This is a genomic window from Ruania alba (assembly GCF_900105765.1).
Classification (GTDB): Bacteria; Actinomycetota; Actinomycetes; order Actinomycetales; family Beutenbergiaceae; genus Ruania; species Ruania alba.
The window spans coordinates 1,434,916-1,459,375 of record NZ_FNTX01000001.1; the positions used below are offsets into that span (position 1 = coordinate 1,434,916).

General features: G+C 67.6%; 19 protein-coding genes and 1 pseudogene. 13 read left to right on the forward strand and 7 right to left on the reverse strand.

Annotated elements, in window-relative coordinates; translation table 11 throughout:
- Positions 1-12 precede the first annotated feature (12 nt).
- Positions 13-504, reverse strand: a complete 492-nt coding sequence (locus tag BLU77_RS06615) for a hypothetical protein (RefSeq protein ID WP_089772221.1) — start codon at positions 502-504, stop codon at positions 13-15.
- Positions 505-655: 151 nt separating this feature from the next.
- Between BLU77_RS06615 and BLU77_RS06620 the strand changes: the two genes are divergently transcribed.
- The 3 genes and pseudogenes from BLU77_RS06620 (at position 656) to BLU77_RS06630 (ending at position 4,042) form a co-directional block, all read left to right on the forward strand.
- Positions 656-1,894: a pyrophosphate--fructose-6-phosphate 1-phosphotransferase gene (locus tag BLU77_RS06620; protein WP_089772222.1), complete on the forward strand. Its 1,239-nt coding sequence runs from the start codon at positions 656-658 to the stop codon at positions 1,892-1,894.
- A 158-nt stretch (positions 1,895-2,052) separates the two neighbouring features.
- Positions 2,053-3,404, forward strand: a pseudogene (locus BLU77_RS06625) (class II 3-deoxy-7-phosphoheptulonate synthase).
- Positions 3,404-4,042 carry a molybdopterin-dependent oxidoreductase gene (locus tag BLU77_RS06630; protein ID WP_089772223.1) on the forward strand — a complete coding sequence of 213 codons (639 nt, stop codon included), beginning with the start codon at positions 3,404-3,406 and terminating at the stop codon, positions 4,040-4,042. The pseudogene BLU77_RS06625 and the gene BLU77_RS06630 overlap by 1 nt, the downstream one beginning before the upstream one ends.
- Before the next feature lie 22 nt (positions 4,043-4,064).
- Here BLU77_RS06630 and pknB read toward each other — a convergent pair whose 3' ends face one another.
- Complete coding sequence (gene pknB, locus BLU77_RS06635; protein ID WP_089772224.1) at positions 4,065-6,026, reverse strand: Stk1 family PASTA domain-containing Ser/Thr kinase; 1,962 nt, start codon at positions 6,024-6,026, stop codon at positions 4,065-4,067.
- Positions 6,027-6,063: 37 nt separating this feature from the next.
- Entirely contained in the window at positions 6,064-7,605 is a 1,542-nt protein-coding gene (locus tag BLU77_RS06640) for a lytic transglycosylase (RefSeq protein WP_089772225.1), read from the reverse strand.
- A gap of 179 nt (positions 7,606-7,784) precedes the next feature.
- On the opposite strand from BLU77_RS06640, the gene BLU77_RS06645 reads away from it, so the two are divergent.
- Positions 7,785-8,159 carry an Rv2175c family DNA-binding protein gene (locus tag BLU77_RS06645; protein WP_089772226.1) on the forward strand — a complete coding sequence of 125 codons (375 nt, stop codon included), beginning with the start codon at positions 7,785-7,787 and terminating at the stop codon, positions 8,157-8,159.
- A 165-nt stretch (positions 8,160-8,324) separates the two neighbouring features.
- Here BLU77_RS06645 and BLU77_RS06650 read toward each other — a convergent pair whose 3' ends face one another.
- Entirely contained in the window at positions 8,325-9,308 is a 984-nt protein-coding gene (locus BLU77_RS06650; protein WP_089772227.1) for a polyprenyl synthetase family protein, read from the reverse strand.
- Between the two features lie 230 nt (positions 9,309-9,538).
- On the opposite strand from BLU77_RS06650, the gene BLU77_RS06655 reads away from it, so the two are divergent.
- The 4 genes from BLU77_RS06655 (at position 9,539) to BLU77_RS06670 (ending at position 13,300) form a co-directional block, all read left to right on the forward strand.
- Positions 9,539-10,648 (forward strand): DUF4192 domain-containing protein, encoded by a 1,110-nt coding sequence (locus tag BLU77_RS06655; RefSeq protein ID WP_175476963.1) that lies wholly within the window; start codon positions 9,539-9,541, stop codon positions 10,646-10,648.
- A gap of 105 nt (positions 10,649-10,753) precedes the next feature.
- Positions 10,754-11,140, forward strand: coding sequence for a universal stress protein (locus BLU77_RS06660; protein ID WP_089772229.1), 387 nt, complete (start codon positions 10,754-10,756; stop codon positions 11,138-11,140).
- A gap of 12 nt (positions 11,141-11,152) precedes the next feature.
- Positions 11,153-11,530 (forward strand): glycine cleavage system protein GcvH, encoded by a 378-nt coding sequence (gcvH, locus tag BLU77_RS06665; RefSeq protein WP_089772230.1) that lies wholly within the window; start codon positions 11,153-11,155, stop codon positions 11,528-11,530.
- A gap of 234 nt (positions 11,531-11,764) precedes the next feature.
- Entirely contained in the window at positions 11,765-13,300 is a 1,536-nt protein-coding gene (locus BLU77_RS06670; RefSeq protein ID WP_425441218.1) for an RNA polymerase sigma factor, read from the forward strand.
- Positions 13,301-13,434: 134 nt separating this feature from the next.
- Here the strand turns inward: BLU77_RS06670 and BLU77_RS06675 are convergent, their stop codons facing one another.
- Both BLU77_RS06675 and BLU77_RS06680 read right to left on the reverse strand, forming a co-directional pair.
- On the reverse strand, positions 13,435-13,983 hold the full coding sequence (locus BLU77_RS06675) for a ferritin (protein WP_089773034.1): 549 nt from the start codon (positions 13,981-13,983) through the stop codon (positions 13,435-13,437).
- A 219-nt stretch (positions 13,984-14,202) separates the two neighbouring features.
- Positions 14,203-14,427 (reverse strand): DUF7455 domain-containing protein, encoded by a 225-nt coding sequence (locus BLU77_RS06680; RefSeq protein WP_089772232.1) that lies wholly within the window; start codon positions 14,425-14,427, stop codon positions 14,203-14,205.
- A 153-nt stretch (positions 14,428-14,580) separates the two neighbouring features.
- On the opposite strand from BLU77_RS06680, the gene BLU77_RS06685 reads away from it, so the two are divergent.
- Genes BLU77_RS06685 through BLU77_RS21705 form a run of 4 tightly spaced genes read left to right on the forward strand, consistent with a single transcriptional unit; the run spans position 14,581 to position 19,268 of the window.
- Positions 14,581-16,707, forward strand: a complete 2,127-nt coding sequence (locus BLU77_RS06685; RefSeq protein WP_089772233.1) for a DNA gyrase/topoisomerase IV subunit B — start codon at positions 14,581-14,583, stop codon at positions 16,705-16,707.
- Entirely contained in the window at positions 16,704-17,567 is an 864-nt protein-coding gene (locus BLU77_RS06690) for an N-acetyltransferase (protein ID WP_089772234.1), read from the forward strand. The genes BLU77_RS06685 and BLU77_RS06690 overlap by 4 nt, the downstream gene beginning before the upstream one ends.
- Entirely contained in the window at positions 17,564-18,541 is a 978-nt protein-coding gene (locus BLU77_RS06695; protein WP_089772235.1) for a GNAT family N-acetyltransferase, read from the forward strand. Before BLU77_RS06690 ends, BLU77_RS06695 begins: the two co-directional genes overlap by 4 nt.
- A 7-nt stretch (positions 18,542-18,548) precedes the next feature.
- Positions 18,549-19,268 carry a lysoplasmalogenase family protein gene (locus BLU77_RS21705; protein ID WP_139177643.1) on the forward strand — a complete coding sequence of 240 codons (720 nt, stop codon included), beginning with the start codon at positions 18,549-18,551 and terminating at the stop codon, positions 19,266-19,268.
- Here BLU77_RS21705 and BLU77_RS06705 read toward each other — a convergent pair.
- Positions 19,227-21,701: a DNA gyrase/topoisomerase IV subunit A gene (locus tag BLU77_RS06705; RefSeq protein WP_089772236.1), complete on the reverse strand. Its 2,475-nt coding sequence runs from the start codon at positions 21,699-21,701 to the stop codon at positions 19,227-19,229. The genes BLU77_RS21705 and BLU77_RS06705 overlap by 42 nt on opposite strands.
- A 72-nt stretch (positions 21,702-21,773) precedes the next feature.
- Between BLU77_RS06705 and BLU77_RS06710 the strand changes: the two genes are divergently transcribed.
- The gene (locus BLU77_RS06710; RefSeq protein WP_089772237.1) at positions 21,774-24,440 is read left to right on the forward strand and encodes a GNAT family N-acetyltransferase; all 2,667 of its coding nucleotides are present in this window, start codon (positions 21,774-21,776) and stop codon (positions 24,438-24,440) included.
- Positions 24,441-24,460 lie beyond the last annotated feature (20 nt).

The window sequence follows — 24,460 nt, forward strand, 5'->3', positions numbered from 1 at the left end:
CCCGCGCGTGCTTCAGACCACCGCGCCGTCGTCGGAATCATCGCGGCGACCACGCGGCATCCGCCACAGCAGGATCAGCCAGCCGGCAATGGAGGCGAGGATCGCGGTCAGGTACACCACCGGCGGGGCCGCCGGCCAGACGATCAGGAAGAGCACGGTCAGGATCGGCCCGCCCAGCGCGAAGAACCAGGCCACGGTCGGCAACGGGTCGGTGGCCCGCAGCGGTGGAGGATCCGGTGGGATGAAACCGGCCTCGTCCGCGTCATCGGGGACCTCGTAGTCGCGTGGACCGGATGGCGCAGCGGGAACGCCGCCAGCAGGGCGGTCGGCTCCAGCGAGCGTGCCGTGCTCGTCCGACGGCTCCGCGGGCCCGGGGGAGTCAGTCGGAGCGCGCAGCTCGCCGAGCTGGGCGGTGATCTCGGCCCAGCGCGCGTCGACGTCAGCGTCCGACGGCTCGGGGCGGTCGGTAGGGGAGTCGCTGTCGTCGGGAGTGCCTGGGGGCATGTCATTCACTGTACGGCGATGGTCCCGGGTCTCGCGACGGCCCGGGCAGCATCGCCGGATCAGTAGCATGAGCACAGGTATCGCCCGGGCCGGTGTGGTCCGGCCGATGCGCCCACCGTCCAACAGAACACCCCCGGAAGGTCCCTGCCTGATGACCCAGAACGCCCCGATCCGCCGGATCGCCCTGCTCACTGCGGGCGGCTTCGCGCCCTGCCTCTCGGCCGCCGTCGCGGGGCTGGTACGCCGTTACAGCGACGTTCTCCCGGATGCCGAGATCATCGCGTACCAGTACGGCTACCACGGTCTGCTCACCGGGAACTTCGTCGTGGTCGATGAGCAGGCTCGTGCCGCGATCGACGTGCTCGACAAGTTCGGCGGAAGCCCGATCGGCAACAGCCGGGTCAAGCTCACCAACGCCAAGGACCTTGTCCAGCGCGGCCTCGTCGAGGACGGGCAGGACCCGCTCGCGGTGGCGGCGGAGCGGTTGCGTACCGACGGTGTGGATGTGCTGCACACCATCGGCGGTGACGACACGAACACCACCGCTGCCGACCTGGCCGAGTACCTGGAGCAGAACGACTACCACCTCACCGTGGTGGGTCTGCCCAAGACGATCGACAACGACATCGTCCCGATCCGGCAGTCGCTCGGCGCGATGACCGCCGCCGAGGAGGCCTCCCGGTTCGCGCAGAACATCATCGGCGAGCACCGGGTGAACCCGCGGATGCTGATCGTGCACGAGGTGATGGGTCGGCACTGCGGCTGGCTGACTGCCGCGGCTGCCCGGGACTACCGCACCTGGTGGGCCGAGCAGACCTGGAATCCGGGACTCGGCCTGTCCCAGGAACGCTGGGACGTGCACGCTGTCCTGCTGCCCGAACTCAAGGTGGACCTGCAGGCAGAGGCCAGCCGTCTGCGCGCCATCATGGACGAGGTCGGCAACGTGAACATCTTCCTCTCCGAAGGTGCGGGTGTTCCGGAGATCGTCGCCGAACTGGAGGCAGCCGGCGAGGAGGTCAAGCGGGACCCGTTCGGGCACGTCATGCTCGACACGATCAACCCGGGTGCATGGTTCGCGAAGCAGTTCGCCGAGCTGATCGGCGCCGAGAAGGTGATGGTGCAGAAGTCGGGCTACTTCTCGCGGTCGGCCCCGGCGAACGAGGCCGACCTGGAGCTCATCCGGTCGATGACCGACCTCGCCGTGGATACCGCACTCGCGGGGGAGTCCGGCGTCATCGGCCACGATGAGGAGGACGGCGACCAGCTCACCGCGATCGCCTTCCCACGCATCGCCGGTGGCAAGCCGTTCGACGTCACGGTGGACTGGTTCGGCGAGCTGCTGGCAGGCATCGGGCAGCCGCTGGAGCCGGCGGAGCCGGCCGCGCACTGATCGCAGCACTCCGCCACCCTGCCGACGGCAGTCCGGACGATGGTCCGGGCCGCCGTCGGTGTTCCCCGGCGTACCGACGGCGTGGGTGGCGGACCTCCTGACGGTCCGGCTCCCCAGGTGGTCAGGAGGGTGCTTCGCCGGTGCGTATCCTGAGGTCCGTGAGTGTGATCCCCGACCCCGCCGTCCTGACCGGTCTCGAGCAGTGGCGTGAGTTGCCCGCACGGCAGCAGCCCACCTGGCCCGACCCGGCCGCCCTCGAGGCGGCCACCGACCGCCTCGCCGCGGTCCCGCCGTTGGTGTTCGCGGGCGAGGCCGATCGCCTGCGCGAGCACATGGCTGCGGCCTCCCGTGGGGAAGCGTTTCTGCTCCAGGGCGGCGACTGCGCGGAGACCTTCAGCGAGCTGACGGCGGACAACATCCGCGACAAGATCAAGACCATCCTGCAGATGGCGGTGGTGCTGACCTACGGGGCGAGCATGCCGATCGTCAAGATGGGACGGATGGCCGGGCAGTACGCGAAGCCGCGCAGCTCGGACACCGAGACCCGCGGCGAGGTGACTCTGCCAGCCTATCGGGGGACATCGTCAACGACCACGCATTCACCGAGGCCGCGCGGGTGCCGGACCCGCAGCGCCTGGTGGACGCCTATCACAACTCCGCCACGACGCTGAACCTGATCCGGGCGTTCACCCAGGGTGGGTTCGCGGACCTGCGCCGGGTGCACGAATGGAACCGGGGCTTCATGGAGAACCCCGCCTACGCCCAGTATGACGCGTTCGCCGGGGAGATCGATCGGGCGATCCGGTTCATGGGTGCGGCCGGAGCGGACTTCGAGGCGCTACGCAGCGTGGAGTTCTTCTCCAGTCATGAAGGTCTGCTCCTGGACTACGAACGGCCGTTGACCCGGATCGACTCCCGGTCCGGCCTGCCGTACGACTGTTCCGCTCACTTCCTGTGGATCGGTGAGCGGACCCGTCAGCTCGACGGTGCGCACGTCGACTTCTTCGCCCAGGTGCGCAACCCGATCGGAGTCAAGCTCGGGCCGACGACGACGGTGGCCGACGCCATCGCGCTGATGGACCGGCTCAACCCCGACGGTGAACCAGGGCGCCTGACGTTCATCAGCCGGATGGGCGCGTCGAAGGTGCGGGACCTGCTGCCTGCCCTGGTCGACGGCGTGCGCGGCGACGGCCGACCGGTGACCTGGGTGTGCGACCCGATGCACGGCAACGGCATCACGTCGGCGAACGGGTACAAGACACGTCGGTTCAGCGATGTGATCGACGAGGTGCGTGGCTTCTTCGAGGTGCATCGCAGCCTCGGTACCGTTCCCGGTGGGTTGCACGTGGAGCTGACCGGGTCGGACGTCACGGAGGTGCTCGGCGGGAGCGAGGAGATCGACGACCACGCGCTGACCCGCCGGTACGAGACTCTCGTGGATCCCCGCCTGAACCACCAGCAGTCCTTGGAGATGGCCTTCCTCGTGGCGGAGATGCTCCGGGGGGCCTGATGGCCGAGCGTGACGCCACCGGTGCCCCCCTGGAACGGGTCCTCCCACCTGGCCAGCACTGGCGTGCCGAGCCCGAGGTGATGCATTACGGACCGGTCCCGCGGCCACGACCGGATCGGTGGTCCTTCACGGTGGGCGGCGCGACGGCGGATGGCGCCGAGCGTGTCTTCGGCTGGGCAGACCTCGAGCGCTTGGACGACTGTGAGGTGGTGGCCGACATGCACTGCGCCACCCGGTGGTCCGCACTCGATCAGCACTGGGCCGGGCCCCGTGCAGCCGACGTGGTGGAGCTGGCGCCCCCTGCCCCGCACGTACGCGAGGTGCTGGTGTTCGCCGAGTTCGGGTACGCGGCGAACATCGCCGTGGACGACCTGCTCTCGCCTCGGACGATCCTCGCCACCCGACTGGAGGGTGCGCCCCTGTCCTACGAGCGAGGCGCGCCCATGCGTCTCGTGCTGCCGCACCTGTACACCTGGAAGGGCCCGAAGTGGGTGCGGGGGTGGAACTACCTTCCCGAGGGGTCCGCTGAGCTCGGGTTCTGGGAACAACGCGGTTATCACCGCCACGGGGACGCGTGGCGCCAGGAACGGTACGCCTACCAGGAGAACTCACCGCGCCCGCGCGTGCCCCAGGACTAGGGGATTGCTGCGCCGTCGGGCGTCAGACCACCGAGAGCACGATCACCGTGCCGCGTGGCTGCATCGAGCCGGCTTCCACCGACTGGGAATGCACTGTGCCGAAGATGCCACCGACCAAGTTCTCCCGCTCGACCACGAAGCCCAGGTCCTCCAGGGTGGCTTCTGCGTCCGAGTACTGCTGCCCGAACACGTCCGGGACCTCGAACAGCTCCGGTCCCAGGGAGATCGTCAACCGCACCACGTCCCCACGCAGCGCATCCCCGCTCCCGGGATCCTGCGCGATCACATGCCCCTCGGGCACGGTGTCGTGGTAAACGGACTCATCGATCTGGGCCGTTGCACCGGCGTCCTCCAGGTCGCTGACCGCCGTCTGCTCGTCCGCGCCGGCGACGTCCGGGATGGTGATCGGCTCTCGTCCCTGAGAGACCGTGAGGGTCACTGCGGTGTCGTGCCGTACCTCGGCACCGGCCTCGGGGTCGCTTTCGATCACCACACCCTCGGCGACGTTCTGGGAGTACTCCTGCTGAACCGGCGCCACTGTGAAGCCCGCGTCCTCGAAGGTCTGCACGGCGTCGGCCTGCTCCAGCTCGGCCACGCTAGGCACCGTCAGCATCTGCACGCCGCGAGAGACCACCACGGTGACCTCTCCGTCACGGATCAGGTCAGCGCCGCCCGGTGGGTCGGTGCTGATCACTGCTCCCGCAGGGACGTCATCAGAGAACTCCGCCGTGGTCGAGGGTACGAAACCGTGTGCCTCGAGCTGAGCGAGCGCTTCCACCTCCTCGGCGCCGACGACATCTGGCACCTCGGCGTACGCACCCGGGCCGATGGTCATGTACCACCACCCGGCACCTCCGGCCAGGCCCAGGAGGAACAGGATGATGAGCACGACGCCGACACGCCGGCGTCGTCGTACCCGCCGGCGTTCCGGCCCCACGGACGACTCCGTGTGGTCGGCGGGGACGGCCCCGATAGGGAGGGCAACGGTGCCGGTATGCTCAAGGCCCGTCGTCGTGTTCGCATCGCCGGCCGCCTCAGCCACCACATCGTCGGCATCCGGGACCGTGGCGGTCACCACCGGGGTCGCCGGTTCATTGTCCGCACCGTCGACGTCTGCCCGGATATCAAGCTGGTGCGGGTCCAGGCCGTCCCTGGTCCGGCGCAGCAACGTCAGGGCCGTGCCCGCGTCACCAGGACGGTCTGCCGGTTCGCGGGCCGTCATCGCGTGGATGAGATCGTCGATCTCGAGCGGCAGCCAGGGCACCGCGTCGGAGGCGGCCGGTACGTCCTCGTGGACATGTTGGTAGGCCACCTGGATGGGCGTCTCGCCCAGGAACGGTTGATGGCCGGTGAGGAGCTCGAAGAGCATCGCCCCGACGGCGTACACGTCGGCCCGTGCATCGGCGTTGCCGGAGGTGACGATCTCGGGGGAGAGGTAGGCGACAGTGCCGAGCAGGCTGCCGGTGGAGGCGGCCGTTGCCTCGCTCACCGCACGGGCAAGGCCGAAATCGGCAACCTTGACCTCGCCGGTGTGCGCCACCAGGATGTTCTCGGGTTTGATGTCCCGGTGCACCAACCCGGCGTTGTGCGCCGCGGCCAGCGCGCTGAGCACGTGCTCGACCAGCCGGAGGGCCTCACCGAGCGGCAATGCCCCGCGACGGCGTAGCACGGTTCGAAGGTTGGTCCCGTCGACGAACTCCATCGTCAGGTAGTTGAGATCGTCCGCGCTGCCCTGGTCGAACACACCGACGACGCCTGGATGGGCGAGCCGTGCGGCGGCTCGCGCCTCGCGACGGAACCGGGCGGCGACGTCTGCCCCCTCGGTGAGGTGGGAGTGCATCACCTTGAGCGCGACGACCCGATCCAGCCGCCGGTCAAGCGCCCGGTAGACCGTCGCCATACCACCGCGTGCGACGCGCGCGGTGATCTCGTACCTGCTGTCGACCAGGCGGCCGATCAGCGGGTCGGCGACAGTGGTGGCCATGAGCCGAGTGTATGGCGGCCGACCCGATTCTCCGGGCTCAGCCGTAGCGTGTCATGAGGGTCTGCACGTTTGCCACATACCGGCGAGTGTCGTCGTACAGACCGTTCCGCTGCACGGAACCAAGTCCTTGGTAGTAGCCGCCGATCGCCTCACGCTGGTTGTCGGCCGAACGCTGCAGCTGGCGCAGGATGGCGACGCCGGCGGTGACGTTGTCCTCGGGGTCGAGCAGGTTGAGATCGCGGCCGACCAGGTTCGAAGCCCACTCGCCGGAGGTGGGAATCACCTGCATCACGCCGATGGCGTTGGCGGGGGAGACGGCGTCCATGTTGAATCCGGACTCCTGGTGTGCCACGGCGAGCGCGAGGGCCGGATCCACACCCATCTCGATGGCGGTGCTGCGCACCATCGCCTCCATCTGCGCATGGCTGGGCAGGTCCGCCGCCAGCAGTGTCCGCTTATTCGCATTCGCCGCCGCCGTGACGTCCGAGGCGTAGGTGTAGTGCAGGAAGGTGTTCGAGACGAGTCCGGACGGGACCTTCAGGCGCTGCCCCACGCGGATCACAGCCGCAGAGCCGAGGTCGTTCTCGTTGACGATCGCGGAGACGCTGCTGCCGTAGCGGGCCGCGATACCTGAGACCGTGTCGCCTGCGACCACGCGGTGGGTGGTGCTGGCCTCGGTCGAACTGGATGACCTGGACGAGGAGCTGCCGGAGCTGCTGCTGGTGGAGCTGGAGTTGCTTGACGAGCTGGAGCTGGAGCTGGTCGAGCTGGAGCCAGGGATCTGCAGGGTTTGTCCGATGCGGATCAAGGCGTTGGAGTTGAGGTTGTTGGCGTCGATGATGGCGCGCACGGTGGAGTCGTGGCGGGCGGCGATGGCGGAGACGGTGTCGCCGGCGCGTACGCGGTAGCTCGTGGCGTTGCTCGAGCTGCTGGAGTTGTTCGAGCTGCTGCTGGTGGAGCTGGAGTTGCTTGACGAGCTTGAGTTGGAGCTGGTCGAGCTGGAGCCAGGGATCTGCAGGGTTTGTCCGATGCGGATCAGGGCGTTGGAGTTGAGGTTGTTGGCGTCGATGATGGCGCGCACGGTGGAGTCGTGGCGGGCGGCGATGGCGGAGACGGTGTCGCCGGCGCGTACGCGGTAGCTCGTGGCGTTGCTCGAGCTGCTGGAGTTGTTCGAGCTGCTGCTGGTGGAGCTCGAGTTGCTCGTGGAGCTGGAGCTGGAGCCGGGGATCCGCAGGGTTTGTCCGATGCGGATCACCGCGCGGGAGCCGAGATCGTTCGCCTGGATGATCGCACGCACCGTCGTGTCGTATCGCAGCGCGAGGTGACTGACGGTGTCGCCCGCTCGAACTGTGTAGAGAGTGTCCGACGGTGCGCGGTCCACCGAGGTCACACCCGCCGTGTGGCGTGGTGCGATCTGCGGGAGGCCGGTGAACTCCTGGGTGATGTCGATCGTGGTGGGAGTGGCCGCTGCCGGCGCGGCGGTGCCAGTGAGGCCCACGGCGGTGGCGGCTCCGATCGCACCGAGCGTCGTAGCGGACGTGGCGCGGCGCGTCCTGGCGCGGCGCGTGCTGCGGATCATGGCGGAATTCCCCCGAGGTGTCTCCGTCGCCGCGGAAGTCGGCGACACGGCGTGTCTAACGTGACGTTTGTGTTGTTTGAGGTGTATGAGAAGAGTGGGACAAAAGTGACAGTAGTGGTTATGTGTGGAACCTGACAACCCGTTCGTGACAGATCGCTGGGACCCGTAGGCTCAGTCTCGTGACTGAGAGATCGATTCCCAGCAGCGGCTGGTTGAGCCTGCCGGAGGTGGCCGACGCCCTGCAGGTCCGTTTGCGGGACGTACGCGGCATGCTGACCGAACGCCGTCTGATCGCCCTCCGGCGCGGCGAGAACAGGGCGTGGTCGGTACCAGGGGAGTTTCTCGTCGATGACGACGTCGGTGCGGGTGGCTCAACAGTGCTGAGTACGTTGCGCGGCACCGCGATGCAACTCGGTGATGCAGGATTCGACGACGAAGAGATCGTGGCCTGGTTGTTTGACCACAACGACGAATTGGAGGAACGGCCCATCGACGCTCTCCGTCAGGGCCGGACACATGCCGTGCGCCGGGCGGCGCAGCCGCTGGCGTTCTAGGCCGCGCATCGTCGTGCGACCGAGCCGGTAGTCCTTCCGCTCCGGGGCGGCGTCATGCGATCCGGGTGACCGCAGCATCGGCGAGTAGGCGCAGGAGCTCGACTGCAGCACGCTCGAGGCCGGCCGCATCGATGGCTGCGAGGCCTTCGTGACGCCGATCCTCGATCAACGTCTCGACGGCGCCCGGGGCTTGTGTGCCGGCGATGATCTCGCGTGCTCTGGTGAGCACGACCGGATCAAGGTCGGGATCGCCAATCGCTCGGCGGAGCTCGGTGGCGTCGGCAGGATCAGCACGCTCCAGTGCGGTGGTGAGAAGCACTGTTCGCTTCCCTCGCGCAGGTCATCACCTGCGGGCTTGCCGGTGAGTGCGGGATCGCCGAACACTCCCAGGAGGTCGTCACGTAGCTGGAATGCCTCACCGATCGGCAGACCGATCCGAGAACACGACTCGACCCCGTCGGGCGGCGCACCCGCCATCGTCGCCCCCAGGCACAACGGCTGCTCCACGCTGTATCTTGCGGCTTTCGCGCGGAGTACGCGTCGGGCGCGGTCCAGATCAACGCTCGGATCGTCCGACCACGGCGCGGACTGAGCGTAGATGTCCAGGTACTGGCCGAGGGTCACACCGGCCATCATGTCGGTGACGAGGCGGCGTGCCGACCGACGTTCGTCGTCGGGGAGCGCGTCCAGGGCCTCGTCGAGCTCGCGCATCGCGGCGACCAGCAGAAGATCGCCCAGCAACACTGCCGACGACGCCCCGTACCGGCGTGCATCGGTCATCATCTTGAGCTCGTCGTGGCGCATGGCCAACTGGTGATGGGCGGCTGGACGTCCGCGGCGGGTCCTGGAGTCGTCGATCACGTCGTCGTGCACGAGCGCTGCCATCTGGAAGAGCTCGAGGCCTGCTCCGGTAGCGACGATCCGGTCGTCCAGCTCGGGTCCACCGAACGCCATCCATCCAGCGGCGGCGAATGCTGCTCGGAGCCGCTTGCCGCCATCGAGCAGGTCAGTGGCCACTGCCCCGAGATCGGTGATCTCGGGGCCGACATCGGCGTGCTGATCCATCACCTCGGCGAAGCTGTCCCGGACACGGTCGGACACCGCTGAACGCAGGTGCTGCAAAGAGGTGGCGGGGGCGGTCGTGTGCACCTGCTCAGCGTACGGCGAAATGGCTTGGCCCTTGTCTTCGGCGGGGCTCGGTGCCGTACCTGGCCGACGTGCTGACCGTCACCCGGCCACGGTCACCCGACGATGCGGACGCGTCCACAGGTATGCGGAGCGCGCACAGTTTTCCACTGCCAACCCGACCCTGCTCGGGTGTCCACAACCCCCTGCCGGCTGCGGCGCGCTACAGAGCGGCGTGGTCTCGGATGGAGGACATGGACGAGATCACCGAACCTTCCGAAAGCCTGCTCCCAGCGCCTGTGCAGATCAATCCCGAGGATCCTGTTGACGTGCTCTCCTGGCTTCCCTATCAGCTGGGGTTCTGGCCGCAGGAATCAGTCGTGGTGATTGCTCTCCGCCAGGAAACCGCCGGTGTCTCCATCGGGTTGGTGGCACGGTTCGACGTCGCCGATCTCGACGCCGCCGAGGTGCGTGATGAGGTGGAGCGCCAGCTTGCGCTCGAGAATGCCGTAGGTGCCCTGTGCGTCATCGTGAGCGATCAGCCCTGGCTTCGGATCATGCACGGCCGGGACGGTGCGGGTTCGGTCCTACGGTGGTGGTTGAGCACCAGGTGGGGGAGTAGGGAACGAACCTGGCTGCTCTCGCCGCACGCCTTCCGGTGCGTGCGCTGTGCTGACGCACCGTGTTGTCCTGCCGTCGGCCGGTCGACGACCGTTCTGGAGCACTCCGAGGTGAGCGCTGCGATGGTTTTCCGCGGACGGTCCTACGCGGCGTCACGTGAGGCCGTCGTGGCCGATGTCGATCGCGCGGCCGATCGGCGACGTGCCGCCAGTGCGGCCGCGACCAGGCATGCGTCTCGGCGACAGCGGATCGACCCTGTGCGTTGGCGACAGCTTGCGTTGCGCCGCTGGGTGGAGCTCACCGATCGCGTAGCACCGGATGGGCTGGACCGGGTCACGATCGAGCCGACGCTCCTCGGCGCGGTGCTCGCAGGCATGCAGGACGAGTGGGTGCGTGACGGGGTTCTGCTGTGGGCAGCGACCGGTCGTGCCGTGACCGATCGAGAGCGTGGGCGCGTGCTGGAAGCCGTCTTCAGCGGCAGGATCGGGCCGCGGGAGGATCGGCTCGCCACGGGCTCGGCCGCGTTGACCGTGCTGGCTACGCACGCGAGCAAGCGTTGGCGCGTCCCGGTGCTGGCTACTGCGACCTGGCTGGCCTGGTGGGGCGGCGATGGGGTGAGAGCCTCGCTCCTGCTGGAACGCACGATCGCCCTTGATGCCGACTATCCGCTGGCTCGCCTGCTCGCTGCCGCAGTCACCGCAGGCGTGCCTCCTGGGTGGGCGCGGGAGCCTCGTACGGCCTGAACCGTCGGGGTGGGCAGCGGTCGATCGTGGGAATCGTGCTCGACGACCTGCTACTTCCCACGGGACACGCTAGGGTCGGCCCGTAGGCAACGGAGGGAGTGCGACGTGATCGTGGTCGGGTTCATCGCCACCGCTGAAGGGCGCGCCGCGCTCGAGGCGGCCGTCGAGGAGGCGGGGCGCAGGTCGGACAGTGTGACGGTCCTGGTGCACGGGCCACGGGGCGCTGAGCAGGAGGACGTCGACACCGCTGCCGCAGAGGCGCGCCAGTTGCTCAGTGGTCGGGACATCTCGTCGGACGTCCAGACGGTTCCGCTCGGAGGTGATGTCGCCGAAGCTCTGATGGAGGCCGCGGAGTCCTTGGACGCTGCACTGATCGTGATCGGTCTGCGCCGCCGGTCCCCGCTGGGGAAGTTGATTCTGGGCTCCAATGCTCAGCGAATCCTGCTGGACGCGCCGTGCCCTGTGCTCGCCGTCAAGCCCGAGCTCAACTAGAGGGGCACACCGATGAACGTGCCGGAGGACCGCCAGTACACCGCTGAGCATGAGTGGGTGCGGCTCTCCGGGGGTGTCGCCACCGTGGGGATCACCGCGCATGCTGCGTCGGCGCTCGGCGATGTCGTCTTCGTCGAGCTTCCCGCGGTGGGCGACACAGTCACCGCAGGGGAGAGTTGCGGCGAGATCGAGTCCACGAAGTCCGTCAGCGAGCTGTACGCCCCGGTGACCGGTGAGGTCATCGAAGTGAACTCCCTCGCGGTTGACACGCCAGAACAGGTGAACGACTCCCCGTACGACGGCGGTTGGTTGTTCCGCGTGGACGTCGGCGACGTCGTGACGGGCCAGTTGTTGGATGCTGCCGCGTACCGCGCCCTGATCGAGACGTAGGGGCAAACACAGCCAGGAACATCGGGCTCCCGGCGGGCGTTGTACTACCCGTCGACCACTTCGGCTGACAGTGCCGCGGCACATCGCTGTGGTGCATTGTTCAGCCGGTGCTCGCTCGCCGAGCACACCGCCTCCGGGCGGTTATAATTGTAGGACGCCGCGACGTCCAGGTCGCTGTCCGCGCCTTGTCTCCCCGCCGAAAGGTTCTCTGTGCCGTCGCCTCGTTCCCACGCTGTGCTGCCCCGCGAGTTTGAACACTCTTCCTTGCAGAAGGCGTATAGAACCGGCTTGGAGCGCGGATCGCTCACTGCGACCGAGTTCCGAGCGGCGTGTGAGGAGGCCGACGTCAAGCCCCGCCGTCTCAAGGAGGTTCTCGGCGCCATGCAGACCGCCAAGATCACCGTTACCGACGTCCCTGCCCGGGCTGTCGCCAATGCAGCCCCGCGTCGAGGCACCACCGCCACTGTGGAGTCGGCCGACTCCACAGGCACGAAGAAGCCGGCTTCGAAGTCCGCCGGATCGTCGAGCGCGAAGAAGCCTGCTGCGAAGTCCGCTTCCAAGAAGTCCACAACGGCGGCCCCGGGAAAGTCCTCGACTGGCGGTGCTGCTGCCGGAGGGGCGAAGAAGGGCACGGCCACGCGAAAGAAGGCGGGTGCGCCGAAGGACTCTCTGGCCACCGTCCCGGAAGCGGACAGTGCCTCGGACACACCGGACCAGGATCGCCCCAAGGTCGAAGAACCCACCACGACCACCAAGACGACCGCCGCCGAGAACGCTGAGACCGAGGAGGCCGGTGGCTTCGTCTACTCGGACTCCGATGACGACGACGCTCCCGCGCAGCAGGTCGTCACCGCTGGTGCGACAGCCGACCCGGTCAAGGACTACCTCAAGCAGATCGGTAAGGTCGCGCTGCTGAACGCCGAGCAAGAGGTCGAGCTCGCCAAGCGGATCGAGGCAGGCCTGTTCGCCGAGGAGAAGCTGGCCAGCGACGGCTCGGAGATGGCGCCGAAGTTGCGCCGCGAGATGCAGTGGATCGCGCAGGATGGCCGTCGCGCCAAGAACCACTTGCTCGAGGCGAACCTGCGCCTGGTGGTTTCGCTCGCGAAGCGTTACACCGGACGCGGCATGCTTTTCCTGGACCTGATCCAGGAAGGAAACCTCGGCCTGATCCGCGCGGTCGAGAAGTTCGACTACACCAAGGGCTACAAGTTCTCCACCTATGCCACGTGGTGGATCCGTCAGGCGATCACCCGGGCGATGGCCGACCAGGCTCGCACGATCCGTATCCCGGTGCACATGGTCGAGGTCATCAACAAGTTGGCACGGGTGCAGCGGCAGATGCTGCAGGACCTTGGTCGCGAGCCGACGCCGGAGGAACTCGCCAAGGAACTCGACATGACCCCGGAGAAGGTCGTCGAGGTGCAGAAGTATGGTCGCGAGCCGATCTCGCTGCACACACCGCTTGGTGAGGACGGGGACTCCGAGTTCGGCGACCTCATCGAGGACTCCGAGGCGGTCGTCCCTGCGGACGCGGTGAGTTTCACGCTATTGCAGGAGCAGCTGCACTCGGTGCTTGACACGCTCTCCGAGCGAGAGGCCGGTGTGGTCTCCATGCGGTTCGGCCTCACCGACGGTCAGCCCAAGACCCTCGACGAGATCGGCAAGGTCTACGGGGTCACCCGGGAGCGGATCCGGCAGATCGAGTCCAAGACGATGTCCAAGTTGCGTCACCCGAGTCGGTCTCAGGTGTTGCGGGACTACCTGGACTGACCCACACGGGCCGAGCCCACCCACCCGGCCGAACGCAACCTTGTGCGGCGATCGCAGAGATTCTGCCGCACCAGGTTGCGTTCGGCCGGGTGGGGAGTGGGTGTTCCGCGGTGGTGGGAAGGCTGAGCCGGGTGTTAGACGGCACCGCCCGCGGCTTCTGGAGCATCGGCGGACTCACCGGCATCGCCGATGCTCTCCCGGGCGAGGAAGTTCTCCAGGTCGAACAGGTTGTCGCCGGCACGCTCAGCGACGGTGAGCAGCGTGCTCGCGGAGGCCACTTCCTCCACCTGCTCCTTGAGGAACCAGAGCATGAACTGCTCCCCGATGACGTTCGCCTCGGCACGGGCGGCCTGGAAGATCGCCTCGATCTGCGAGGTGACCTCCTTCTCCTGCTTCAACGCGAGCGCGATTGGTTCGCGCACATCGGAGAAGTCGCTCTGTACGGCCGAGCCTGCGGGGATCGCCACATGAATGTCGCGGTCCAGCATGTACTGGATGATCATCATCGCGTGGTTTCGCTCTTCGAGCGCCTGCCGATAGTAGTGCGCAGCGAGCCGCGGCATGTCCTGCGCGTCGAACCACACGGCGATGGCGACGTACTGGGTGTGCGCATCGAACTCGTGACCGATCTGTTCGGTCAGTAGTCGGACGTAGGTGGACTCGGACTGGGTCGTGGTGGTCATACGACCGAGCGTAATCACCGCGGCGCCGATGCGCATCGAAGCCGAGGCTGGCCTCAGTGAGGCGTGGCATACCTCATCGACGTCTGTGCAGCGCGTGACCGAGCCGGCACCGGCTGTACAGCCAGCACAGGCTGTACCGCGGTCAACTCCGCTCCTGGCGCCTCGGTGGGAGCCAGGAGCGTTGCCGTCGTTGCACGGATGGTGCGGGGCCAGCCCAGTTCAGGAGCCGGTGGACTCCGCGTCGGCGTGCAGCCGCTCGGTCTCGTCCTGGATGTGCGTGGCGACGGAGGTCAACTTCTCAGAGTGCTTGCGTGCGTGGTGGGCGCAGAAGAGCAGCTCACCGGCATCCAGGAGCACGCGTACGTACGCCTGTGCTCCGCAAGCGTCGCAGCGGTCGGCCGCGGTCAGTGCGTCATGGGCGTTGTCGGCAGTCAAAGTGCTCACGCTGCCATGTAACCATCTCACTGCCCGGTGCCATCCTTCAGGAGCGGCGAGTTCGCTCACTGCGGAACGTGACCTGCATCCCTGGCTGGAGAGATTCCACCATGCTGGGTGGCGATCCGGCTGGACGAGAGTCCTCCCGCCTAGAATGGGAGGGTGTCGAAAACCTCTACGGAATCCAGCTACACCGCCCGTCACCTCTCCGTGCTCGAGGGGCTCGAGGCGGTGCGCAAGCGACCCGGGATGTACATCGGTTCCACCGACTCCCGCGGACTCATGCACTGTCTGTGGGAGATCATCGACAATGCAGTCGACGAAGCGTTGGAAGGGCATGGGGACGCCATCGAGGTTGTGCTCCACCCGGACAGTTCGGTGGAGGTGCGCGACAACGGCCGCGGCATCCCGGTGGACAACGTGACCAACCTGAAGCTGAGCGGCGTCGAGGTGGTGTTCACCAAGCTCCACGCCGGTGGGAAGTTCGGTGGTGGTTCGTACGCGTCGTCGGGGGGACTGCACGGGGTCGGTGCGTCTGTGGTGAACGCCCTCTCGTCGCGCCTGGAGGTGCAGGTCGATCGAGGTGGCACCACCTATGCGATGTCCTTCCACCGTGGAGAGCCAGGCATCTTCGACGACGGTACGGACGTTTCGCCTGACTCGCCGTTCACCCCCTTCACTGACCACTCCGAGCTCCGCAAGGTGGGCAAGGTCAAACGCGGGGTCACCGGGACGAGGGTGCGGTACTGGGCTGACAGCCAGATCTTCCCGGCCTCGGCCGCGTTCTCGTACGACGAGCTCATCACCCGGGCACGGCAGACCTCCTTCCTGGTGCCCGGGCTGCAGCTGACTGTCCGCGACGAGCGGCGCCTGCCCGGCACCCCGGGCGAGGACGGCCCGGTGGAGGAAGTGTTCCGGCACGACGGCGGGGCGTGCGACTTCGTGGAGTTCCTCGCCGCTGACAGCGCCGTGACCGATACATGGCGCTTGACCGGTCAGGGCACATTCACAGAGACCGTGCAGCAACTCGATTCCCAGGGGCATTTGCACCCGGTCGACGTGGAGCGAACCTGCGAGGTGGAGGTGGCGCTGCGCTGGGGGATCGGGTATGAGACCGAGGTCCGCAGCTTCGTCAACATCATTGCCACCCCGAAGGGCGGTTCTCACCTGAGCGGTTTCGATCAGGGCCTGCTGAAGGCGGTCCGTAAGCAGATCGAGGCGAACGCGCGCCGGCTCAAGCTCACGGGGAAGAACGGCAAGGAACGCATCGAGAAGGATGACGTCATGGCCGGGCTGACAGCCGTGGTCACGGTGCGCCTTCCCGAGCCGCAGTTCGAGGGCCAGACGAAGGAGGTTCTGGGTACGGCGCCGGTGCGTGGCATCGTCGCCAAGGTGGTCGACACCGAGATCTCCTCGCTTCTCACCTCGAGCAAGCGCGGCGAGAAGGCGCAGGCGGGAATGCTGCTCGAGAAGGTCGTCGGGGAGATGCGTGCCCGCATCGCTGCGCGGACCCACAAGGAGATCTCCCGGCGCAAGAATGCACTGGAGACCTCGACGCTCCCGGCGAAGCTCGCCGACTGCCGTAGTGACGATGTGGAGCGGTCCGAGCTGTTCATCGTGGAGGGGGACAGCGCGTTGGGCACGGCGAAATTGGCCCGCCAGTCCGACTTCCAAGCGCTGCTGCCCATTCGGGGCAAGATCTTGAACGTGCAGAAGGCGTCCCTGGCGGACATGCTCAAGAACGCTGAGTGTGCCTCGATCATCCAGGTGATCGGAGCGGGCTCCGGGCGTTCCTTCGAACTGGACGCGGTCCGCTACGGCAAGATCGTGCTGATGACCGACGCGGACGTCGACGGCGCCCATATCCGCACGCTCCTGCTTACCCTGTTCTTCCGGTACATGCGGCCGTTGGTGGAGGCAGGGCGCGTGTTCGCAGCGGTTCCCCCCCTGCATCGGGTGGAGATGCCGGCGCAGGGCAAGCGCAAGGGATCGATCACCTACACCTATTCCGAGGCCGAGCTGTCCAAGGTGCTGCGCACTCTGGAGCGGTCGGGACGGCGGTACAAGGAACCCATCCAGCGGTACAAGGGTCTCGGTGAGATGGATGCCGACCAACTCGCAGAAACCACCATGGATCCGGCGCACCGCACGTTGCGCAAGATCACGATGGACGACGTGGAAGCGGCTGAGACCGTCTTCGACCTGCTGATGGGGAACGATGTGGCTCCCCGCAAGGATTTCATCATCGCCGGAGCGAACGATCTGGACAGGGATCGGATCGACGCGTGAGTACGGGCCGCCCACCACTGCCGGGCCCGCATCTCGGGCTGCAGTGGAGCCCGCTCACGGTAGCGGACGACGAGGGCGTGCGTCTCCTCCTCACGCGCGCCCGGGCGGTCGACCAGAGCACGCATCCGGACGGCACTGATCTGAGCCCGCACCGGCTCCACAAGGCCGGGGTGGACCTTGCGGCGGACTCACTTGCCGGGCTGGACGACCAGGGGGTGCTGCGTGCTGCCGCGGTAGTTCACCGAAAGGCTGGTCATGCCCTGCTGTCAGCGGTGATTGACCCGGGCTGGCGCGGCCGAGGAATCGGCCGCGCGATGCTCCGCTGGCAAGACGCCTGTGCACAGCGGATCGAACCCGTGTCGACCCACGTGATGGTTGACGAGAGCCGGACCGATCAGCGTCGCCTCTGTGCCGCCGCAGGGTTCACGTCAGCGGGACGCGTGCGCACCGTGCAGCGTCCCTTCGATACCAGCGCCGCACCCTCGTTCCGGGATGGTCCGCCGGGTGCGAGTGAGCCCGTCATCGAAGATCTGGTGACCTCGAGCGGGCGTGCCTGGACCGCTCATGTCGACGGTCGTGCGTGTGCTGTGCTCGAGGGTGAGGAGATCCCCGTCGGATGGCCCGATCACGGAGCTGTTCGGCTTCGCTGGGCCCTCATGGACAGTGCCGGTAGCAGCGACACGGTGGCGCTGCCTTTGCTCGTCACGGCCCTGCGCGCCTACGCTTCCGCTGACATGGTTACTGCACGGATCGACGTCGACCTCCGCCAGGACGGGGTGCTGCACGCTGCCCACGCCCTCGGATTCGAGACTCTCAGTGAGGCCGTCCGGTACTCCACCGAGCCGGCGGTCCGCCCATGATCGCAAGTGGTTCTCAGGATCTTGAGCTCACCTGGCGACCTGTGCACCAGGGTGACGCTGCAGCCTTGTTCATGCTCTGGCAGAGGATCGAGGAACACGACGACCCGCCCTACCGGAGCACGCGTGAGGAGCTCGACGAGTCGTTCGTGACCCAGTGGACGGACCTGACGGAGAACTCGATCGCGGGGTTTGATTCCACCGGAAGGCTGTGCGCTTTCGGTCTAGTCAGCGTGCCGCCCGACGACGCCGGACCGGTCCGGGTGTTCCTCGATGGTGGAGTGTGCCCCGACCATCGACACCGCGGGGTCGGCTCAGCGATCCTGGAATGGCAGATCGAACGGGCGCGGGGCGTGCTGACCGAGACCGGGAACGGGTCCGGGACGATCGTGGTGCACGTCGAGGACGGGATGGACCACTCGGCCGACCTGGTCAGGCGATACGGCTTCTCCGAGGCCGGCTACCACACGGAGATGCGCCGGGACCTGGCACTCGAGTTGCCCGAGGTGGCGGTGCTCAGACCCCTGAGCGTGGAGCCGTGGACGATGGAGCTCGACGACCAGATCAGACTTGCGCACAATGAGGCCTTCGGTTCCCACGCGCAGGCCCAGAGTGCGACCGTCTGGACCGAGGGCCGCACCTACTTCGTTCCGGAGTGGAGCTTTCTGGTGCTCGACCGGACCACTGATCGTGCGCAGGTGGCGGGCTACCTTCTGGCCAGCAAGTACGAGCAGGACTGGGAGACACTCGGATGGTCCGAGGGGTACGTGGACATGCTCGGTGTACGCGCCCCGTGGCGGGGCCGCCGTATCGCGACGACACTCCTGGTGCGAGCGATGCGAGCATTCGCAGAGTCCGGCATGGAGTACGCGGCCCTGGGCGTCGATCACGCCACGAGGCAGGACTCACTTGGACTGTTCGACAAGCTCGGGTTCGAGCCGACCCGGGGGTCGACCACGTACACCATCGAGGTGTGAGAAGCCGATGAACCGTGCCTGGGACATCCTCGCAGCGGTACTGATCGTGGCGCACCTGGTGGCGCAAGCGATCGGTGCGCAGGTGCTGGCCGACAGTACCCAGGTGCTCCTCATGCCCGCTCTTGCCGGTGCTGTATGGAATCGCCCGGAGGTGCCGCGCGGTACGCGATCCGCGCGCCTGTACGCCGGTGCGCTGTTCTTCTCCTGGGCAGGTGATGCTGCTCCACGGATACTTGGCGACGACGCCGGATTCATCGCGATGGTCACCGCCTTCGGCATTGCGCAGGCGTGCTTCGTCGCAACCTTCCACCACCTGCGCCGGACACGGCTTCATCCGATGGTGATCGTCGGGTACATCGCCGGCTTCGCCGCGCTCTTCGCAGCCTGCGCGTCCGGAGCAGGGTCTCTGCTTCCGCTCGTCGCGGTGTACGGAGTCGTCCTGGTCGCTGCAGCCGCCAGCGCCACTCGGGTGAATCTCCTGGTGGGCGTGGGCGGCCTCGTGTTCTTCGCGTCCGACTCGCTGATCGGGCTCGAGGCATTCGCCATCTGGTACCGGGCTCCGGCGCACGACCTTCTCGTGATGACCAGCTATATCGCTGCCCAGGTGCTCATCGCGATGGGCATGCTGCGCGAGTGGCGAGCTGATTCGATCGAGGCCGGTGCCATGGCGTCTGACCCGACGGGATCAGCCCAGGCCGGCGACGGGAGCGTCGAGCAGTCGGCCTGAACCGTCTCGTCGTTCGTCGAGCTCAGGCAGCTCCACAGCCTGACCGGCCGACCCCACGGCACGCACCGGGTCCGGGCCCACGGTCGCGAGCACGAGCGAATCCTCACCGCGGACGAAACGGTGCGCACGCACCCCTCCGGTGGCACGTCCCTTGCCTGGATAGAGCGCGAACGGCGTCACCTTCGCCGAGCCCGGTGCAGTGCCCGGCAGCGCGGTGGACGACCCCGAGACGGTGACCACCACGGCGTCCTCCGCCCGGCTGGCCGGCACCACGGTGAACGAGATGACCGTGGCCCCCTCCGCGAGCTTGATACCAGCCATCCCGCCGGCCCCACGCCCCTGCGGTCGGACCAGGGCAGCGGGGAAGTGCAGCAGCTGCGCCTCGGAGGAGAGGAAGACGACTTCGTCCTCGTCGGCGGCCGCTGACGCACCCACGACCTCATCGTCATCCTTCAACGAGATCACGTCCCACGAGTCCCTTCGCGGGTAGTCGGCGCTCACGCGCTTGACCTGGCCGGTGCGCGTGCCCAGCGCGAGCGGGGCAGAGCTGGCGTCGAGGCCGGCCAGGCCGACCACCCGCTCACCAGCCTCGAGCATGAGTACCTCACTCACCGGGACGCCGCCGGACAAGCTGGGAGCGGCGTCCGTGGGCGGCAGCGCGGGAACCTCGATCACCGAGAGCCGGAGCATTCGACCGCGACTGGTCACGGCGCCGACCTCCCCGCGAGCCGTGGCGCGGACGTTCGCGTGCAACGCATCGTGGGCGCTGCGAGTGCCGGTCCGGGTCGGCTCGGCGTCGTCAGCGGTCCGGACGAGCAGCCCTGTCGCGGAAAGGAGGACCCGGCACGGCGTGTCGGCGACTTCGAGCGGAACCTCGGCGCCTCGTCCGGCACGGGAACGTGCCTGCCCTGGTTGGGCGGTCGCGGTGGCACCGGAGGCTTCGAGCAGGACGGTACGTCGCGGAGTTCCGTGCTCGGTAGCAACCCGGGCGAGCTCGTCGGAGACCAGCTCTCGCAGCAGGCCCTCGTCCGCAAGGATCGCCTCGAGCGACTCGATCTCGCGGGCCAGCTCGTCCCGCTCTGCCTCGAGATCGATCCGGGAGAACTTCGTCAGACGTCGCAACCGTAGCTCGAGGATGTACTCCGCCTGTGCTTCGGACAGGTCGAACACCGCCATCAGCCGGGCCCGCGCGGACTCGGCGTCATCGCTGGTGCGGATCACCGCGATCACTTCGTCGATGTCAGCGATCGCGATCAACAGTCCTTCCACCAGATGCGCACGGTCCCGGTGCTTGGCGAGCCGGAACTCGCACCGGCGGCGAACCACGGTGAGGCGGTGCTCGACGTAGACGACGAGGAGCTCTCGGAGGCCGAGAGTGCGTGGCTGCCCCTCGACGAGCGCCACGTTGTTGATCCCGAAGGACTCCTCGAGCGGAGTCAACTTGTACAGCTGGGCGAGGACGGCCTCCGGGTTGAACGCATTCTTCACCTCGATCACCAACCGCAGCCCGTTGGTGCGATCGGTGAGGTCGTTCACGGCCGAGATGCCTTGCAACTTCTTCGCCTGGACGGCGTCCTTGATCTTCTCGATGACACGTTCAGGTCCGACCTGGTAAGGCAGCTCGGTGACGACGATGCCCTTCTTGCGCGGAGTGAGGTTCTCCACCCGCGCTGTGGCGCGGGTGCGGAACGAGCCACGTCCTCCCGCATAGGCCTCCCGGATGCCCTCCAGCCCGACGATCTTGCCGCCGCCGGGAAGGTCCGGGCCGGGCACGAACCGCATCAGGGCCTCGAGATCGGCGTCCGGGTGGGCGATCAGGTGCCGAGCCGCCGCGACCACCTCGACGAGGTTGTGCGGAGGCATGTTGGTGGCCATCCCGACCGCGATCCCGGACGCCCCATTGACGAGCAGATTGGGCAGCGCCGACGGGAGCACCTCGGGTTGGGTCAGTTGGCTGTCGTAGTTCGGGACGAAGTCGACGACGTCCTCGTTGAGGTCCGCCGTCATCACCAACGCGGCGGGTGCGAGCCGGGCCTCCGTGTACCGCGGGGCCGCTGGTCCGTCGTCGAGAGACCCGAAGTTGCCATGCCCGTCCACGAGCGGAAGCCGTAGCGAGAACGCTTGCGCCATCCGCACGAGTGCGTCGTAGATGGCGCCGTCACCGTGCGGGTGCAGCTTCCCCATCACCTCACCGACGACGCGTGCGGACTTCACATGACCGCGATCCGGGCGCAGACCCATCTCGGCCATCTGGAACAGGATGCGGCGGTGGACCGGTTTGAGCCCGTCGCGCGCGTCGGGCAGCGCGCGGGAGTAGATCACCGAGTAGGCGTACTCCAGGAAGGAGCCCCGCATCTCGGTCGAGACGTCGGTGTCGATGATGATGGACTCGACCGGGGCCTGGTCCGGTCCGGAGGTGCTGCGGCGTGCCATCTGTCCATCATCGCGCGCCCAGAGCACCAGGCCGACCAGTACACACCGACGGTGGGCATCTAGGATCGTGGCATGGCTCACGGCAACAGTTCCGAGGAGGAAGCCCCCTACCCGGAGCATTGGGAGGCCGACGTGGTGCTGCGCGATGGCACCACGATGCGGATCCGTCCGATCCTGCCTTCGGACACCGACGCGGTGGAGCGTTTCCACGCCCGTCAGTCCCCGGAATCGGTGTACCTGCGCTTCTTTGCCCCGTTGGAGCGGTTGCCTGCGCGGGATCTGCACCGCTTCACCCACGTCGACCACCACACCCGAGTGGCTCTGGTACTCGAGGCCGGTGGCGAGATCGTGGCGATCGGTCGTTTCGACCGGGTGGACAGCGATGCCGCAGAAGTGGCGTTCAACGTTTCCGACGCCGCACAGGGCAAGGGCGTCGGTTCCGTCCTCCTGGAGCACCTGGCTGCGGCAGGGCGCGAGCTCGGGGTGCGTCGGTTCGTGGCCGACGTCCTCCCACAGAACGCGCGGATGCTGCGGGTGTTCACCGATGCCGGCTACGACGTGCATCAAGAGTTCGACGACGGGATCATCGGCGTCTCGTTCACCATTCGACCGACCGACCGGTCGATGGCAGTGCTGATGGAACGGGAACGGCGGGCAGAAGCCCTCAGCATGCGCGCCGTACTCTCGCCTCGTCAGGTCCTGCTTGTCGGCTCGGGAGAGGAGGGAACGGCGTTCGCCGAGCAGTTGCTGGCCGGGCTAGGCACGGCCGTGTCCGAGCGCGTGCATGTGGTCGGGATCGCGGGTCACAGTGCCCGGGTGGAGGACGTCCAGCCGGGCGAGGAAGGGATTGACCTCGCCCTCGTGGCTGCACCGGCGGTGGAGGTGCTCGACCTCGTGCCACGATTGGCGCGCATGGGGGTGCGCGCCGTCGTGCTCTACACGGGTGGGTACGAGTCCGGCCCGCCCAGCGGGAAAGTGCCGCAGCGCACGTTGGTCCGCACGTTACGTCAGCACGGGATGCGACTGGTGGGTCCACGCTCCTTCGGCGTGCTCACCGGCGGTGAGTTCGGCAGGTTGAACGCGACGATGTGGACCCGCGGAATCCGGCGGGGGCATGTCGGGATCTTCTGTCAGTCGGCCGCGGCCGGGCTGAACCTGCTGGACGGCGTGACGCATCGCGGGCTCGGTCTGTCCACGTTCCTGTCCGCCGGTCACCGGGTCGACGTCTCCGGCAACGATACGATGCAGTACTGGACCACGGACGACCAGACCACGGTCGCGTGCGTACGTCTGGAGTCGATCGGGAACCCCCGCAAGTTCTCCCGAGTAGCGCGCCGGCTTTCGGAGAAGGGGCCGGTGGTGGCGATGATCGCCGGAACCACCGGGCAGCTCCCGCTCCCCGGGCACTCGGTGCGCACGACTCGTGTTCCCCGGCGGGCGCTGGACGAGTTGATGCACCAAGCAGGGGTGCTGCAGACCGAGTCAGTCCCCGAGATGCTCGACCTGGCAGCCTTGCTGAGTGAACAGCCCCTCCCACCGGGGGATCGGGTGTTGGTCATCACCAACACCGGGGCGCAGGCCGCGGTGTTCGCCGAGCTGATCCGATACCACCGCCTCGCCCTTGCGGGGGATCCGGTTGCCATGAGCCCGCGTGCGTGCGGCAACGACTATGCCGCGCAGGTGGACGCCGCCTTGGCGCGGGCGGACTGGGACGTGGCAGTGGTGGGGTACGCCCCGCTGCTGGAGCCGGACAGTGAAGCGATCGCCGCCCAGATCCAGCGACTCGCGGCCGAGTCAGGTCGCACCGTGGCCGCCACGCTGTACGGGATTTCCGGGCTTATCGACGCCGGCGATGTCCCGCATGATCCGGGCGAGCCGGTGCGGGTGCCGACCTTCCCGAGTGCGGAGTCAGCGGTGGCGGGCCTGGCGCAGGCGCGCGGCTATCAGCGTTGGCGCGAGAGCGGCCGTGGGACGCGGCTCGACTTCGACGACGTCGACCGTCAGGCCGCCAAGAACCTCGTCCAGGCGGAGCTGACCGGGCTTCCCGCCGGCACCACGAAGCGCCTGAGCCCTGAACGCACCCGCGAGCTCCTGATCAGCCACGGGGTGCAGACCTGGTCCGAACGTCGCGTCGCGAGCCTGGACGAAGCGCTCGCTGCTGCGGCGGAGATCGGATGGCCGGTCGCCCTGAAGACCGCTGAGGAGTTGTTGCGCCACCGCTCCGACCTGGGCGCCGTGCGGCTCGACCTGTCCACGCCGACGGAGCTGACCGATGCGTACCGGCAGGCGGAAGCACGCGTGCGAACACTGACCGGGCGACCGACGACCTTTGATGTTCAGGCGATGGCGCCGCCCGGTGTGGCCTGCGTGGTCCGGGCTGCCGAGGACCCGTTGTACGGTCCGATCATCAGCGTCGGACTGGCCGGCGATGCGGTGGAGCTCCTTGGCGACGTGAGTTACCGCGTCCCGCCACTGACCGATGAGGACAGCTCAGACATGGTCCGTTCGCTGCGTGCCTCCCCTCGATTGCTGGGACAGCGCGGGTTGCCTCCGCTCGACGTGGCCGCCCTGGAAGAGGTGATCGGCAGGGTCTCGGTCCTCAAGGACGAACTCGCTGAGGTGTCGGAGCTCGAGCTCAACCCCGTCCTGGTCTCGGAGTCCGGTGTGGCGATCCTCGGCATGCACGTGGATGTGGCACAGCCTCAGCGTGGCGATGCTGCTCGACGGGTACTCCCGTAACGCCGGGGAAGTGGGAGACT